Origin of the sequence: Microbacterium terregens (assembly GCF_039534975.1) — a bacterium.
Taxonomy (GTDB): Bacteria; Actinomycetota; Actinomycetes; order Actinomycetales; family Microbacteriaceae; genus Microbacterium; species Microbacterium terregens.
The window spans coordinates 3,288,824-3,304,032 of record NZ_BAAAWH010000001.1 but is presented as its reverse complement, the minus strand read 5'-3'; the positions used below and the strand labels follow the sequence as shown (position 1 = coordinate 3,304,032).

General features: G+C 69.0%; 15 protein-coding genes. 9 read left to right on the top strand and 6 right to left on the bottom strand.

From position 1 onward, the window contains the following. The first annotated feature begins 115 nt into the window (after positions 1–115). The 4 genes from ABD655_RS15440 (at position 116) to ABD655_RS15425 (ending at position 4,123) form a co-directional block, all read left to right on the top strand. On the top strand, positions 116–1,390 hold the full coding sequence (locus ABD655_RS15440) for a M23 family metallopeptidase (RefSeq protein ID WP_344715287.1): 1,275 nt from the start codon (positions 116–118) through the stop codon (positions 1,388–1,390). 24 nt (positions 1,391–1,414) lie between these two features. After that, positions 1,415–2,431, top strand: coding sequence for a DUF2804 domain-containing protein (locus ABD655_RS15435; RefSeq protein ID WP_344715286.1), 1,017 nt, complete (start codon positions 1,415–1,417; stop codon positions 2,429–2,431). A 97-nt stretch (positions 2,432–2,528) separates the two neighbouring features. Then, the gene (locus ABD655_RS15430; RefSeq protein ID WP_344715283.1) at positions 2,529–3,392 is read left to right on the top strand and encodes an ABC transporter ATP-binding protein; all 864 of its coding nucleotides are present in this window, start codon (positions 2,529–2,531) and stop codon (positions 3,390–3,392) included. After that, positions 3,389–4,123, top strand: a complete 735-nt coding sequence (locus tag ABD655_RS15425; protein ID WP_344715281.1) for an ABC transporter permease — start codon at positions 3,389–3,391, stop codon at positions 4,121–4,123. Before ABD655_RS15430 ends, ABD655_RS15425 begins: the two co-directional genes overlap by 4 nt. Before the next feature lie 24 nt (positions 4,124–4,147). Here the strand turns inward: ABD655_RS15425 and ABD655_RS15420 are convergent, their stop codons facing one another. Then, on the bottom strand, positions 4,148–4,585 hold the full coding sequence (locus tag ABD655_RS15420) for a MarR family winged helix-turn-helix transcriptional regulator (protein ID WP_344715280.1): 438 nt from the start codon (positions 4,583–4,585) through the stop codon (positions 4,148–4,150). Positions 4,586–4,651: 66 nt separating this feature from the next. Here ABD655_RS15420 and ABD655_RS15415 point away from each other — a divergent pair, with 66 nt between their 5' ends. After that, on the top strand, positions 4,652–6,472 hold the full coding sequence (locus ABD655_RS15415) for a DUF2207 domain-containing protein (RefSeq protein ID WP_344715279.1): 1,821 nt from the start codon (positions 4,652–4,654) through the stop codon (positions 6,470–6,472). A 274-nt stretch (positions 6,473–6,746) separates the two neighbouring features. Here the strand turns inward: ABD655_RS15415 and ABD655_RS15410 are convergent, their stop codons facing one another. Then, the gene (locus ABD655_RS15410) at positions 6,747–7,475 is read right to left on the bottom strand and encodes an NADPH-dependent F420 reductase (protein WP_344715278.1); all 729 of its coding nucleotides are present in this window, start codon (positions 7,473–7,475) and stop codon (positions 6,747–6,749) included. Beyond that, the gene (locus ABD655_RS15405; RefSeq protein WP_344715276.1) at positions 7,472–8,557 is read right to left on the bottom strand and encodes an LLM class flavin-dependent oxidoreductase; all 1,086 of its coding nucleotides are present in this window, start codon (positions 8,555–8,557) and stop codon (positions 7,472–7,474) included. The genes ABD655_RS15410 and ABD655_RS15405 overlap by 4 nt, the downstream gene beginning before the upstream one ends. 148 nt (positions 8,558–8,705) lie before the next feature. Between ABD655_RS15405 and ABD655_RS15400 the strand changes: the two genes are divergently transcribed. Next, positions 8,706–9,194 carry a MarR family winged helix-turn-helix transcriptional regulator gene (locus tag ABD655_RS15400; protein ID WP_344715274.1) on the top strand — a complete coding sequence of 163 codons (489 nt, stop codon included), beginning with the start codon at positions 8,706–8,708 and terminating at the stop codon, positions 9,192–9,194. A 4-nt stretch (positions 9,195–9,198) separates the two neighbouring features. Here the strand turns inward: ABD655_RS15400 and ABD655_RS15395 are convergent, their stop codons facing one another. Then, positions 9,199–10,095: an aggregation-promoting factor C-terminal-like domain-containing protein gene (locus ABD655_RS15395; protein ID WP_344715272.1), complete on the bottom strand. Its 897-nt coding sequence runs from the start codon at positions 10,093–10,095 to the stop codon at positions 9,199–9,201. A 362-nt stretch (positions 10,096–10,457) separates the two neighbouring features. Between ABD655_RS15395 and ABD655_RS15390 the strand changes: the two genes are divergently transcribed. Further along, positions 10,458–10,790, top strand: a complete 333-nt coding sequence (locus ABD655_RS15390) for a cupin domain-containing protein (RefSeq protein ID WP_344715270.1) — start codon at positions 10,458–10,460, stop codon at positions 10,788–10,790. Between the two features lie 49 nt (positions 10,791–10,839). Beyond that, a complete protein-coding gene (locus tag ABD655_RS15385; protein WP_344715268.1) occupies positions 10,840–11,202 on the top strand; it encodes an HNH endonuclease in 363 nt (120 codons plus the stop codon). 8 nt (positions 11,203–11,210) lie between these two features. On the opposite strand, the gene pgi is transcribed toward ABD655_RS15385, so the two are convergent. Beyond that, the gene (gene pgi, locus ABD655_RS15380; protein ID WP_344715266.1) at positions 11,211–12,893 is read right to left on the bottom strand and encodes a glucose-6-phosphate isomerase; all 1,683 of its coding nucleotides are present in this window, start codon (positions 12,891–12,893) and stop codon (positions 11,211–11,213) included. 42 nt (positions 12,894–12,935) lie between these two features. Here pgi and ABD655_RS15375 point away from each other — a divergent pair, with 42 nt between their 5' ends. Then, a complete protein-coding gene (locus ABD655_RS15375) occupies positions 12,936–14,639 on the top strand; it encodes a long-chain-fatty-acid--CoA ligase (RefSeq protein ID WP_344715265.1) in 1,704 nt (567 codons plus the stop codon). Positions 14,640–14,675: 36 nt separating this feature from the next. On the opposite strand, the gene ABD655_RS15370 is transcribed toward ABD655_RS15375, so the two are convergent. After that, positions 14,676–15,152 carry an Lrp/AsnC family transcriptional regulator gene (locus ABD655_RS15370; RefSeq protein ID WP_344715264.1) on the bottom strand — a complete coding sequence of 159 codons (477 nt, stop codon included), beginning with the start codon at positions 15,150–15,152 and terminating at the stop codon, positions 14,676–14,678. Positions 15,153–15,209: the final 57 nt, after the last annotated feature.

Sequence of the window (15,209 nt, the reverse complement as noted above, 5' to 3'; positions counted from 1 at the left end):
GCATTCCGCACCGTTCATACACCGCCGAGCACCATGGATGTGGCATAACGGTATGGAATATGCCATGCGGGAGGGCTGATAGCTTCTTAGGAAACTTCAGATTCGGAGCTCTTGCGTGACATCTCGCCGTGTACCCGCCCTTTTCGTCTCCCTGGTCGCTGCCGTCGCACTCCTCGCGGCGGGATGCGCGACCGCGGCGACCACCGCGTCTGCGCCGGGCGCGCGCGTGCCCGACTCTTTCACCCCGCTCACCCTCACCCCGATCGGGAACCCGCCGCTGCCGTTCCGCGGCACCGACGGCAGGTATCACGTCGCCTACGACCTGCAGCTGACCAACGCCACGCAGGTGCCCGCGAGCCTCGACGCGATCGATGTCGTGGACGCTGCGGACCCGACGAGGATCGTCGCGAGCTTCTCCGGCACGGCGCTGATCGACCCGACCTGCACCTTCGGCGACTGCAACAGGCTCCGGAACCTGCCTGCGGGCTATCTCGACACCGCCACCGTTCCCCCGCAGGAGAGCCGCGCCGTCTTCATCGACTTCGCCGTCGACTCGCTGGACCAGATGCCGGACGCGCTGCTGCACCGCATCGCCGGGACGGGTGCGGTATCGCCGGCATTCGGTGCGCCCGGACCCATCGAGTATCTGACGACCCCGCTGGCCTTCTCGACGCGGACCGTGCCGGTCATCGCGCCGCCCGTGCGCGGAGACAACTGGATCGCGCTGAACGGATGCTGCGAACCCGGATTCCCGCACCGCAGCTCCCTGATGTCGGTCAACGGAAAGCTGAACAACAGCCAGCGCTTCGCGATCGACTGGAAGCGCACCGACGACGAAGGCGAGTTCTATGCGGGGGACAAGACCCGCAACGAGAGCTACATCGACTACGGCGCCGACATCCTCGCGGTCGCCGACGGCACGGTGGTCTCGGTCCTGGACGGCATGGCCGCGAACGCGCCCGGCGTCCTGCCGGCCCACGACCCGGCGCTGGCCGCGAAGCTGACCGTCGAGAACGTCGACGGCAACCACGTCGTGCTCGACCTCGGCGACGGCGTCTACGCGATGTATGCGCACATGATCTCCGGCTCGATCACGGTCAAACCCGGCGACACGGTGACGGCGGGCCAGGTGCTCGGGCACCTCGGCAACACCGGCAACGCCAACGCCTCGCACCTGCACTTCCAGCTGATGGACGGACCGAGCCTGCTGAACGCGGACTCGCTGCCCTACGAGCTGACGAGCTTCGACTACGACGGGCAGGTCTCGCCGCAGTCGATCGCCGATGCGGACGACTACCTCAGCGGCACGTTCCTGGCGGGTGCGCTGCCGAAGGCGCAGGCGCGGACCAACCAGCTCCCGCTCAATCTGGCGATCATCGACTTCCGGTAACGGGATCGCTCCGAGGATCGACGGATGACTGCCCGTGAACTGACCGAGTCGGTCTCGCTGACGCGAGCGGGCCGCCTCAACCCCGCCGCCGTCGGCTGGGCCAGGCAGCCGATCATCGACACGGCGGGCATCGGGCGCGGGCACGGACGCAACAAGCGGTGGGAGTACTGGAACGTCACCACGCCGACGCACATCCTCGCGCTGACCGTCTCGTCGATCGACTACGCCGCCGTGCACGAGGTCTGGATCTTCGACCGCGCCACCGAGAGGACGTGGAGCAAGTCGGCCACGGTCATCCCTCCGCGGGGCGTGCAGCTGCCCGCATCGCTGGAGGTGAGCCCGGCGCACGCGCGGGCGAAGGGCCTAGTGATCGACATCGACCCGGTTCTGAGCCCCGGCAGTATGCCTGCGCAGACGGGGACGCGGCTGCGAGCGAGGATCGACGATGCCTCGTTCGACGTCCTCGCCGATCTTCCGCCCGGTCATGAGCGGCTCGCAGTCGTGGTGCCGTGGAGCGAGCGGTGGTTCCAGTACACCGTGAAGGACGTGGCCCGGCCCGCATCCGGGAGCGTCACGATCGAGGGCGTCACGCATCCGATCCCCGCCGGGGCGTCCTGGGCGGTGCTCGATCACGGTCGGGGGCGCTGGCCGTATGACATCCGGTGGAACTGGGGCGCCGGATCGGGCCGGACCGACGGCCGCGTGATCGGCATCCAGGTCGGCGGCAGGTGGACGGATGGCACCGGTGTCACCGAGAACGCGATGCTCGTCGACGGGCGCTTGCACAAGATCCACGAAGACCTGCGCTGGGACTACGACCTCGCGGATCACCGGCGGCCGTGGCGCGTCCAGGGCGGCGGGCTGACCGCATCCTTCGCGCCGTTCTACGACAAGGTCACCCGTACGAACCTGGGCATCGTCGCGTCGCGTACCGACCAGTTCTTCGGGCACTGGGGTGGCGCGTTCACGACCGCCGAGGGCGACACGATCGCCTTCGACGGCATCCTCGGGTGGGCCGAGGAGGTCCACAACCGCTGGTGAGGGGCGCCGTACTGCGGGGTCGTGTCGCAGGACAGTCGGCGGGCTGCGCGCGGGGGGCTTGACGCGTGCGTGTGGCGGGCGAACCATTCATTGCGTGATGAACGATGCGCGTGGTTCGAGCTCGACGGCGTCCGTCGCGACGGCCGTCCAGGTGCGCGGACTGCGGGTTCGGCGCGGGAAGAACATGGTGTTCGACGGTCTCGAACTGGACATCCCGCGCGGTCAGATCACCGGGCTTCTCGGACCGTCCGGCTGCGGCAAGACCACGCTCATGCGCTCGATCGTGGGGGTGCAGAGAATCGAGGCCGGCACCGTCTCGGTGCTGGGGAGTCCGGCCGGAACCGCGTCCCAACGGCTGCGCGTCGCCTACGACACGCAGGCCGCGTCGGTCTACGACGACCTGACGATCCGCCAGAACCTCGTCTACTTCGCGCGCCTCATCGGTGCGCCGCGCCGCGACGTGGATCGGGTGCTCTCTGAGGTGGGCTTGGCTGCGTACGGCCATCAGACCGTCGCCTCGCTCAGCGGCGGACAGGAGAGTCGCGTCTCGCTCGCGGTCGCGATGCTCGGCGCGCCCGAACTCATCGTGCTGGACGAGCCGACCGTCGGGCTTGATCCGCTGCTGCGTGCCGAGTTGTGGGCGGTCTTCCGCAGACTTGCCGACGCCGGCTCCACGCTCATCGTGAGCAGCCACGTGATGGACGAGGCCCTGCGCTGCGACCGCCTCCTGCTGATGCGCGCGGGCCGCATCATCGCTGACACGACCCCGGACGGTCTCCGCGCCGAGACCGGTGCGGATGATCCGGATGCCGCGTTCCTCGCCCTCGTCGAACGCGATGCCGCCGCGCACCCCCGTGAGGAAGCGGCGGCGAACGTGCACGCGCAGCAGCGCGACGGCACGGTGGGCGAACCGGGCCTCAGCCGCAGGCAACGGCGTGCGGCGGGGGGTGGCGGCCGGTGACCGTGGCGCGGACGTTCTCGACCGCCGGCCGCGTGCTCCGGCAGCTCAGCCATGACCCGCGGTCGATCGCGCTGATGCTGATCGCGCCGAGCCTGCTCGTCGGCCTGTTCGCGTGGCTGTTCAGCGACCAGGAAGGGGTGTTCAACCAGTTCGGCGGCGGCATCCTGGCACTGTTCCCGTTCATCGTGATGTTCCTGATCACATCGATCACGACACTGCGCGAGCGGCGGTCCGGCACGCTCGAGCGGCTCATGACGACGCCGCTCGGCAAAGCGGACTTCATCATCGGGTACGCCCTGGCCTTCGGGCTGATGGCCACGCTGCAGGCTGTTCTCACGGTGACCTTCGCGGTTCTCGTGTGCGGGCTCGAGGTCGACGGACCGGTCTGGCAGCTGGGGCTCGTCGCGGTCGTCGACGCGATTCTGGGGTCCGCGCTGGGCCTGCTCGCCAGCGCCTTCGCCCGCACCGAGTTCCAGGCCGTGCAGTTCATGCCGCTGATCGTCTTTCCTCAGATCCTCCTCGGCGGGTTGTTCATGCCGCGGGATCAGATGCCGGAGGTTCTGTCCGCGATCTCCGACTGGCTGCCGCTGAGCTACGCGATCGACGCGGTCAACGCGGTCACGGCGGGGGACGAGGGATGGGACCTCTACCGGCCGCTGCTGATCGTGACGGCCTTCGCGGTGGGATCGCTCATCGTCGCATCGGCGACGCTGCGGCGACGTACGCCGTGACGGCGCGGTGTGCCGAACGCGCCGTCAGTGGGGCTTCTTCTCCCGCAGCTTCGCGGTGAGGTCGCGCAGCTGCTGGAGTTCGTGATCGTCCAGCAGCGACATGCGCTCCGCGATCGATTTGCCGTGCAGTGAGGCAACCTTGCGGAACGCGGCGGCACCTTCGGCGGTCGCGCGCACGAGGGACCCGCGCCCGTCCTCGGGATCGGGCCACTTGGAGACGAGTCCGCGCGCGGCCATCTTGTCGACCAGGCGCGACACGCTCGGCTGGCTGATCAGCATGTTCGCCGTCACGTCGCGCAGGCGCGCGGTCATGTCCTCGGCGCGCGTGACGGTCAGCAGCACGTCGTATTCCGCTTGCGAGAGTCCGGTGTCGTCGAAGTCGCAGCTGATCACGTCGAACACCTCGTGCTGGGCACGGAACAGGCTCTCCCAGGCTTCGATCGCGAGGCGGCGGTCGGTCATACGCACCACTGTAGGCGAACCTCGCGGCATACTGGCGCGGCTGGCCAGGCCCATAGGCTGAGAGATATGGGTTCACAGCTGGTGCGCGTCCTCGTCGTCGCTTTCATCGCCGTCGGGCTGCCACTGGCACTGCTCTCGGGGTATCCGCTCAGCGCCTCTGCTGCCGACGTCGTCACCTCCGCGTCGAGCGACGTCGAGGACTTCTCGTTCGAAAGTCTCGACGTGGACTACACGCTCGGCAGGGACGAGGACGGGACGAGCACGCTGCGGGTGCAGGAGCGGTTCGTCGCACTCTTCCCCGACGAGGACCAGAACCGGGGCATGCGCCGCAGCATCCCCGATACCTATCTGGGCGCGCCGCTGCACCCCCAGCTGGTCTCGATCACCGACGCGGACGGCAACCCGCGTGAGGCCGAGACCGCTTCGGATGACGGCGACTTCACCATGACCTCGCGCGCTGACGACTACGTGCACGGCACCCAGACGTACGTGTTCACCTACACGCTGCGAAACGTCGCCCGGTTCTTCGAGAACACGGGTGTGGACGAGTTCTACTGGGACGTGAACGGCACGGCGTGGCCGCAGGAGTTCGGCCGCGTCAGCGCGCGCGTGACCGTGCCGGACGAGCTCGCCGGTGCGCTGACCGGGGCCTTGGCCTGTTACGTCGGCTCCGAGGGTTCGGAGCAGACATGTGAGATCACGACGGATGCCGCACCCGCCGGCGCCGCGGTGATCGACGCCTCCGCGGCACCGGTGTACTCCTACGAGACGGTCACCATTTCCATCGCGTTCGCGCAGGGCACCTTCACGCCTTTCGATTCGTCGTATCTCGCCTCGCCCTGGGGCTGGGTCCAGGGAATCGGCGTGTTGGGGGTTCTCGCCGCGGTCGTCCTCGCCATCGTCACGCGCGTACGCCGGCTGCGCGATGCCCCGGGGCGGCCGACGATCATCGCCGAGTACACGCCGCCCCCGGGGATCGACGCCCTCGAGAGCGCCGTGCTGCTCGGGCGTACCACGAAGGCCATACCGGCCGAGGTCCTCGAGCAGGCGGTGGTGGGCAGCATCCGCATCATCGAGGGGGCGCCGAAGCTGTTCGGCGGGGTGAAGCTCAAAGCGCAGTTGATCGATCCCTCCCGCGCCGACGGCGACGGGAGGCTGCTGCTGGGCGGGCTCTTCCCGTTCCTCGAGCCCGGAGCCGAGTACGAGTTCGGCGGCACCGACACGCGATTCTCCGCCGCGGCGCAGAAGATCCTGAAGCTCGCCAATGACGAGCTCACCCAGCGTGGTCTGCGCCGCGAAGTCCCGAACGCGGTGCGAGCATGGCCGGTGCTCGCGGCGATCGGAGCGCTGCTGCTCGTGGTTCTCGCCGGCGTGTTCGCCTTCGCCAACGCGGTGGATCCGGTCATCCCGATCCTGGTGATCGTCGGGGCCGCCTTGGCGCTGCTGCTGGTGATCGGGCTGATCTCGCGCAGGCCCCTGACCGCCGCCGGCGCAGAGGTGCGCGATCACCTCAAGGGGCTCAAGGAATTCATCGAGTGGGCCGAGGCTGACCGCATCCGCATGCTGCAGTCACCCGCGGGCGCCGAGCGGGTGCGTATCAACCCGAACGATCCGAGGGAGATGCTCAAGCTGTACGAGGTGCTGCTGCCGTACGCGGTCGTCTTCGGGCAGGAGAAGCAGTGGGCCGAGCAGCTCGCCGTGCTCTACGGGCCGGATGACTCACCCGGCTGGTACTCCGGTTCGCGCGGGTTCAGCGCCGCGTCCTTCGCCGCGGGGATCACCTCGCTGTCGGCGAGCTCGTCCTCATCAGCGTCGACCTCGGGCGGGTCCAGCGGCGGGGGCTCCGCGGGTGGTGGCGGTGGCGGCGGCGGCGGCGGCGGGGTCTAGTTCTCCTGCCGCGGCGTCGGTTGTCCAGGAGTGCCTTGCGCGTTCCCGCAGCGGGTACAAGTCAGGGCCGGTCGGAGAGGCTTCCCGACCGGCCCTTGTCCCTTGCACCAAGAGTTTCCTGCAATCACATGCGGTCGTTGCCACAGCAAAACAACTTCCGTACGTGAACTCTATAACGACGAGGTAACGGAAGGGAAGGGGTTTCCGTTACCTTTTCGTGATTCTTTTCAGGGGCGCCGTCGGAGGCTTTTCTGCCACGCGATGAACTGGTCGATCAGTGTGTCCAGGAGGGCGACCCGGCAAGGACTCGGCGCGCAGGTGATGACGCTCTCGCGCGTGCCGCATCGATCAACCGGCCGAGGTCTTCCGCCGGAAGGTTGGCTCCGAAGGTCGGATTTCCCGGCTGCAGGACGACGCCCGCCGCGAGGGAACCGGCGATGACCGGGTCGAAACCCAGGGCGTCCACGAACTCCGCGACGCGCGCAAGGTCGCCCGCACGGTCGCCGGCGATCGCGATCGCCTTGCGTCCGCCGGCGCCGGCAGGTCGGGATCCCTCCTCGAGGTCGTGATAGCCCATGTGGTTCAGTGCTTTCACGACGCGGGAGGCGGCAAGAAAGCCTTGGACGGTCTGGCTCGTGGAGGTGCGCGGGTCGTTCAGGTCGTCGCGGATGCCGTCGGTCTCCCACCAGTAGTTCATGGCATCGACGACGAGCTTGCCTTCGAGGTCGGCCGATGGAAGACGCCGGTACTTGCCGAGAGGCAGAGCGAGCACGACGATGTCGGCGGCGCGGGCTGCCTCCTCCGCACCGACGGCCGTTGCGCCAGGCGCGAGCACGTCGACCGTGAGAGCGATCCGTTCGGGATCCCCGGAGCCGGCGATGAGCACGCGGTACCCGGCGGCCAGTGCGAGGCGGGCCAGCACCGTGCCGACCTTGCCCGCCCCGAGGATTCCGACCGTCGTGCTCGCGCGCATCGTCATGTCCCTGTCGCTGCTCTCGTTCATCGCCGGAACGACGCTCCGGTCATGGCCGAGCGGGCGGGCGTGTCGGCGAGGAGCTCGCGGACCATCGGGATCACCTTCGTGCCGTACAGCTCGACGGCACGAAGGCGGGCGCTCGCGCGCAGGGCGCCGCCGGCGGTGTAGATGAGGTCGAAGCGGCCGACGTCCAGCGTTCTGATGGCCTCCGCCATCTTGCGGGCCACGGTCTCCGGCGAGCCGACGTACAGCGATCCGTGCTCGACGTCCGATTCGAACTCGGAGCGCTGCAGGGGCGGCCAGCCACGCAGCGCCCCGATCCGGTCCCTGATCACCTTGTAGCCGGGGTAGAAGGTCTCTCTTGCTTCCGCGTCCGTCTCGGCGATGAATCCGGGGGAGTGCATGCCCACCGGATGGGCGGTCGTGCCCAGCTGCTCCGTCGCACGGCGATACAGATCGACATACGGCGCGAAGCGAGCTGGCGCGCCGCCGATGATGGCGAGCATGAGTCGGAATCCGTAGTGTGCGGTGCGCACCACGGACTGCGGGGTGCCCCCGACGCCCACCCAGGTGCGCAATCGACCGGAGTCGGTCTTCGGGAAGACATCGGCTTCGTGCAGGGGCGGGCGAGTCGTCCCTTCCCAGGTGACCGGCTTCTCGTCGAGCAGCGCGTGGAACAGGTCGATCTTCTCGTCGAAGAGCACGTCGTAGTCGGAGAGGTGGTACCCGAAAAGCGGAAACGACTCGGTGAACGATCCACGGCCCAGGATGACCTCGGCACGGCCGTTCGAGAGGGCGTCGACGGTGGCGAAGCGCTGGAACACGCGCACCGGGTCGTCGGAGGACAATACCGTGACGCCGGAACCGAGACGGATGCGGTCGGTCGCGGTGGCGATCCCGGCGAGAACGGTTTCGGGGGACGAGATCGCGAACTCGGGACGGTGGTGCTCTCCGATGGCGATCGCGTCGATGCCGAGATCGTCGGCGAGGACGGCCTCCGCCAGGGTGGCGCGGATCGCCGCCCCGTGGGAGATGACAGCACCGCGGTCGTCGCGCGCCAGATCTCCGAACGTGTCGATTCCGAACTCGATGTCGGTGAAGTCGCTCATGGCTTGGGTTCCTTTTGGTCGCCGGTAGCTCCGGATTGACGTGTCAATGTCATAACCATAGGATTGACGTATCAATTCCCAAGGAGCAGAGCCGCGGGAAGCGCCAAGAGAAGGGCGAGGAGAAGAGTTGGGTGAGAAGCACCAGACGATGCCCACGCGAGAGCAATTGCGCATCTGGCGGGATTACATCGAGACGGCGGAGGTGCTGCGCACGCGTCTGGCGAGCCGTCTGCAGAACGAGTCGTCGCTGACCGCGGGCGACTACCAGGTGCTGCTCGCCCTCACCGAGGCGCCGCAGCGCACCGTGCGCTCATCGGAGCTCGCGACGCTGATCGGCTGGGAGCGCAGTCGGCTTTCACATCATCTTGGCCGGATGCAGAAGCGTCACCTGATCCGCCGGGTCGCCTGTGCCGACGACGTGCACGGGGTGGACGTGGTCGCGACGGAAGTCGGCCGAGAGGCTTTTCGGGCGGCATCCGTCCCGCACCTGCGTGCCGTTCGGGAGCTCTTCCTCGACGCGCTGACCCCCGAGATGCTCGCCCAGGTCGATGACGTCTCCGCCGCCCTGCGCGAGCACCTCGGCCCGAACTCGGTCGCCGTCACGAAAGAGGCATTCAGCGCCTCGATCGACGTGTGACCGATCAGTACCAGTCGGTCGACTGCGAGTGACCCCACGCGCTGCACGGGGTGCCGTAGACGGACGCGATGTAGCCGAGACCCCACGCGATCTGCGTCACCGCGTTGGTCTGCCAGTCCGAGCCCGCGCTGGCCATCTTGCTGCCGGGCAGCGCCTGGGGGATGCCCGTGGCACCGCTCGAGTCGTTGTAGGCCTGGTAGTTCCAGCCCGACTCCTTATCCCACAGCGACGCGAGGCACGAGAACTGGTCCGCGCCCCAGCCGTAGTTCGCGGAGGCCATCTGCTGAGCCATGACCTTCGCGCCCTCCGGGGTGTTGGCTGCGGCGAGCGCTGCGGCGGCGGCCTCTGCCTGACGCTGCGCCTCGGCGGCGGCTTCCTCGGCCGCCTTCTGCGCGGCCGCGGCGGCGGCAGCGGCCGCTTCCTCGGCAGCCTTCTGCGCTTGCGCCGCCTCGAGGCGCTCGCGCAGCTCGGACAGCTTCGCGAGGACCTTGCGTGTCTCGGTCGCGGCTTCGTCGGTGAGCCCGGGCAGCATCAGTGCGGGCACGACGTCCTTCGCGGCCAGCCGATCGACGTCCGCGCGCAGGGCGGCGGTGTCGACGATCGTGGTCTCCACGCCGATGTCCAGGCCGGACGCCGCGATGTCGGCGCTCACCGTGCCCGTCGCCGCCAGCGCCGCGCGCGCGGCGCCCAACGTCGACTGCGCGTCTGCGGAGATCTCGAGCAGGGTCTCCGCCGCCGAACCTCCCGGGGCGACCGCGACGACGGCCGGTGTCAGTGCGGCCGCGGGCAGGGCGGTGGTGATTCCCGCCCCCGCCAGAAGCGCGAGCGCGACGCCGAAGGCGGTGGCGCGGGGGGTGAGGAACGAACGGCGGGCAGGGCGGACTGGCTTGGCGTTGAGCATCGGGGGAGAAGGTCTTCCTGGGGGATGAGGCGCCGGCGAAGCGGCGCAATGCGCCCTCGGGTCGGGCACAAACCACCGAGTCTGCGCCCCCGGTCTGGACGAAACCCCTGCGCTTGCTGGCAGAAGCGTGGGAGCGCCGCCGCGGGAAAGTCCTGATCAGACGACTCCCGCGGCGTCGGCACGCCGCCCATCCGGTCAAAGATGGGGGCTTCCAGGGGCTCTGCCGCGGTCTGGCGATCGTGGTCCGCGCACGCCCGGGGGACTACCGTGGAAGCATCCGCGGCGCCGTCGCCGCAGAGCGAGACGTCACCCTTTCACCGGGCGAGCATGCCGGCGCGGGTGACCTCGAGAAGGGTCCGCACATGCAGAAGACGTCGCTGATCGCGCTCGCCCGGCACGAGCTCGGACACGCGCAGGATGCCCCGAGCGGTCGCAGCGCGAAGACGGTGGTCGGTGGGCACGAGCGCCAGCTCCGCCAGACCGTGATGGCACTGCGCGCCGGCGAGGGGCTCTCCGAGCACGAGAATCCCGGTGAGGCGACGGTGCAGGTGCTCACCGGGCGCGTGCTGCTTCGATTCGGGGATGCGTCGTGGAACGGGTCCGTCGGAGACCTGCTCACCATCCCCGACGGCCTGCATTCGCTCGAGGCGGTGGAGGACTCCGTCATCCTGTTCACGGTCGTGAAGAGGCTCTGACCGCCGCGTCGCCGGGGCCGCGGCATCCGCTCGGCCTACGCTGGCGAGCATGGCCGTCTCGCAGTCTCGCCGTGCGCGTGCATCGCGTCGTCGGAAACGACGGATGGATGCCGCGGACAACGACCTGACCCCGCAGCAGTGGGCGCAGATCCGGGCCGCGTGGAGCGGCTGCGCATACTGCGGCTCGCCGGTCGCCGCTCTTCAGCGCGACTGCGTGCTGCCACTGTCGCGCGGCGGACGCTACACCGTGGAGAACATCGTGCCGGCCTGCGGTTCGTGCAACGCGAGCAAGAGCAACGACGAGGTCACCAGCTGGCTGCGGCGGAAGCGATTGGACGAGCGCGCCTTCCTCCTGCGGCACCGGGAATTCCTCGACGGACTCCTGGCGCCGGCGGAGACGCCCACGACCTGAGTCTCGCTTCAGCGCCCGCGGTGGGCGGCGTAGTACTCCAGCAGCGCGCGGGTCGAAGCGTCCTGGGCCGCCAGGGCGTCCGCGTCGCCCTCGATCGCCGGCGCGATCTGCATCGCCAGCTGCTTGCCCAGCTCGACGCCCCACTGGTCGAACGAGTTGATGCCCCAGATGGCGCCCTGCGTGAAGGTGATGTGCTCGTAGAGCGCGATCAGCTGCCCGAGGACGCGAGGGGTCAGCGCCGGCGCGAAGATCGAGGTCGTCGGGCGGTTGCCGGCGAAGGTGCGTGCGGCCACGAGCGGACCCGTCGTCCCCTCGGCCTCGACCTCCTCGGCGGTCTTGCCGAAGGCGAGTGCCTTCGTCTGGGCGAGGAAGTTCGCCAGGAACAGGCCGTGGACGTCGCGCCCATCGTCCTCGAGCGGATAAGCGGGGTTGACGAAGGCGATGAAGTCGGCGGGGATCAGCCGCGTGCCCTGGTGGATCAGCTGATAGAACGCATGCTGTCCGTTGGTGCCTGGTTCGCCCCAGAACACCTCACCCGTGACGGTGGTCACCGGCGTGCCGTCCCAGCGGACCGACTTGCCGTTGGACTCCATCGTCAACTGCTGCAGGTACGCGGCGAAGCGGTGCAACTGCTGCGAGTACGGAAGCACGGCATGGGACTGCGCGCCGAGGAAGTTCGAATACCAGACGTTGAGCAGCCCCATGAGGACCGGGACGTTTGACCTGAGCGGAGTGGTCCGCACGTGCTCGTCGACATCGTGGAATCCGGCGAGGAGCTCGCTGAAGACCTGGGGGCCGAGCGTCGTGGCCAGGGAGAGCCCGATGGCGGAGTCGACGGAGTAGCGCCCGCCCACCCAGTCCCAGAATCCGAAGGCGTTGGCCGGATCGATGCCGAACGCCGCGACCTTGTCGAGCGCGGTCGAGACGGCCACGAAGTGATGCGCCACGGCATCCGTTCTCGACCCGGCGTCGCCGTCGATCGCGCCCGATGCCTCGACGCCTGCCCACAGCCAGTCCCGCGCGAGGCGCGCGTTGGTGAGGGTCTCGAGCGTCGTGAACGTCTTCGAGGCGACGATGAACAGGGTCGTCTCGGGGTCGAGTCCGGCCGTGGTCTGCGCCAGATCAGTGGGATCGATATTGGAGACGAACAGTGCGTGGATCCCGGCATCCGCATAGGGCTTGAGGGCTTCGTAGACCATGACGGGCCCGAGATCGGACCCGCCGATGCCGATGTTCACCACGTGTGTGACCCGCTTGCCGGTCACCCCGCGCCACTGCCCCGACCGCACCCGCTCGGCGAAGGCATAGACGGCGTTGAGCACCTCGTGGACCTCGGCGTCGATGTCCTGGCCGTCCACCACGAGCGCCGGCGCCGCACCGGCGGGCCGGCGCAGCGCGGTGTGCAGGACGGCACGGTCTTCGCTGGTGTTGATGTGCTCGCCCGCGAGCATCGCCGCGTACCGCTGCGCGACGCCGGTCTGTGCGGCGAGGTCGATGAGCGAGGCGAGGATCTCATCGGTGACGAGGTTCTTCGACATGTCGACGTGCAGGTCGCCGAGGGCGAAGCTGAGGCGTTCGACGCGGCCGGGATCATCGGCGAACCAGCCGCGCAGATCCGGTGTGAAGGCGGCGCGGGAGGCCGTGAGGGCTGCCCAGGCGGAGGTAGACGTGGGGTCGATCGGGCTCGTCATGCGTCCACGCTAGCCCGCAAGGCGCCGCTATAGGCTCGAATCATGGAGTCGCGAAACCCATACGCATCCCGCCCGTGGCTGTCGGCGTATGCGCCGGGGGTTCCCGACGCGATCGACGAGGTCACCCAGACCCTCCCGGACATGATCGAGGCCAGCATCGCCCGCTATGGCCCGGGCGTCGCGCTCGAATTCTTCGGCGCCACCACCACCTACCGCGACCTCGGCGAGCAGATCGACCGCGCAGCGGAAGGACTCCGCCGCCTCGGGGTGATGCCGGGCGACCGGGTCGCCCTCGTCCTGCCGAACTGCCCGCAGCACGTCGTGGCGTTCTACGCGGTACTGCGCCTCGGCGCCATCGTGGTCGAGCACAACCCCCTCTACACACCGCGCGAGCTGCGGCATCAGTTCGAAGACCACCAGGCGCGGTTCGCCATCGCCTGGGACAAGGTCTACGACACCCTCGACGGGTTTCCGTCCGACCTGACGCTCGAGCGCATCGTCAGCGTAGACATCACCGACGCGATGCCGCTGGGCACGAGGATCGCGCTGCGTCTGCCGATCGCCAAGGCGCGCGACGCGCGCGCGCAGCTGACGTCCACACCCAAGGCCCGGAAGGTGCTGACCTGGCAGAAGCTCGTGGGCGGACGACGGCTCAGCGCGCGGCATCCGCGCCCCACCCTGGATGACATCGCCCTCCTGCAGTACACCAGCGGAACCACCGGAGCACCGAAGGGTGCGATCCTGACGCACCGCAACCTGCGCGCCAACGCGATGCAGGGCCGCGCCTGGGTGCCCGGGCTGTCGGAGGGAGAGGAGACCTTCTACGCGGTGCTGCCCCTCTTCCACGCCTACGGCATGACCCTGTGCCTGACGTTCGCGATGAGCCTGGGCGCGCGTCTGGTCCTGTTCCCGAAGTACGACGCGAAGCTGGTGGCGGATGCCGCGGCCAAGAGTCCCCCCACGTTCCTGCCCGCCGTGCCACCGATCTACGACCAGCTCGCGCGCGCGGCCGAGCGGGGGAACATCGACCTGAAGAGTGTGCGCTTCGCCATCTCGGGGGCGATGAGCCTGCCGGTCGAGACGGTGGAGCGGTGGGAGAGCGCCACCGGCGGTCTGCTCGTCGAGGGGTACGGGATGACCGAGACCTCGCCGGTCGCCCTCGGAAATCCGATCGGCCCGTCGCGGCGCCCGGGCACCGTCGGCGTGCCCTTCCCGAGTACCGAGATCCGCGTCGTCGACCCCGTCGACTGGCACGTCGACCGACCGCTCGGCGAGTCGGGCGAACTGCTCATTCGCGGTCCTCAGGTCTTCCAGGGGTACTGGCGACGGCCCACCGAGACGGCCGCGTCTCTGCTTCCCGGTGGCTGGGTGCGCACCGGCGACATCGTCACGGTCTCGCCCGACGGATTCGTGACCGTCGTCGATCGACTCAAGGAGATCATCATCACCGGCGGGTTCAACGTCGCCCCGACGGAGGTTGAGGAGACGCTGCACGGACACCCCGACATCGTCGAGGCGGCCGTGGTCGCGCTGCCCCGCAAGGGCGGCGAGGAGGTCGTCGCCGCGGTGGTGCTGCGCGAGGGCACCGAGCTCAACGCCGACGTGCTGCGCGATTACTGCCGCACCCATCTGGCCGGTTACAAAGTGCCGCGCAAGTTCTTCGCCGTGGAAGAGCTGCCCCGCTCGCTCATCGGCAAGGTGCTGCGCCGCGAGGTGCGCGAGCAGCTGCTGCGCGACGCCGAGTAGACGGCGACGAGTCGCGATCCCGCGCACGCACCGCCGTCAGCTGATGAGCTGCTGCCAGCCGTCCCCGTCGGCGTGCTCGAAGATGAGGTTCGTCTCCGTGTGGGCAACGGCGGGGTGGCCGGTCAGGTGGGCGAGCACGAACTCGCGCAGTTCGGCCGCGTCCCGTGCGATCACGTGCAGCAGGAAGTCGTCGGCACCCGCCATGTGGAACAGGCTGAGGACGCCGGGCAGGCTCGGAGCGGCCCGCCGGAAGGCCTCTATCTCTTCGCGGGCGTGTTTGACGAGCCGGATCGCGATGAGAGCCTGCACGGTGGCGCCCAGCGCCATCGGGTTCAGATCCACCCGGTAGCGACGGATCACGCCGCTCGTCTGGAGCCTGCGCAGGCGCAGCGAGACGGTCGACTCCGCGATGCCCAGGGTCGAGGCGAGGGCTGCGCCGGAAGCGCGCGCGTTGGCAGTCAGTGCGCGCAGCAGCGCGCGGTCGGTTCGGTCGAGATTAAGGACCTGCGCCATGATGCTCCTTGGTCGGGACTCGAATGCAGCATCTTCGGCAAGAGCGCCCATCAGGAA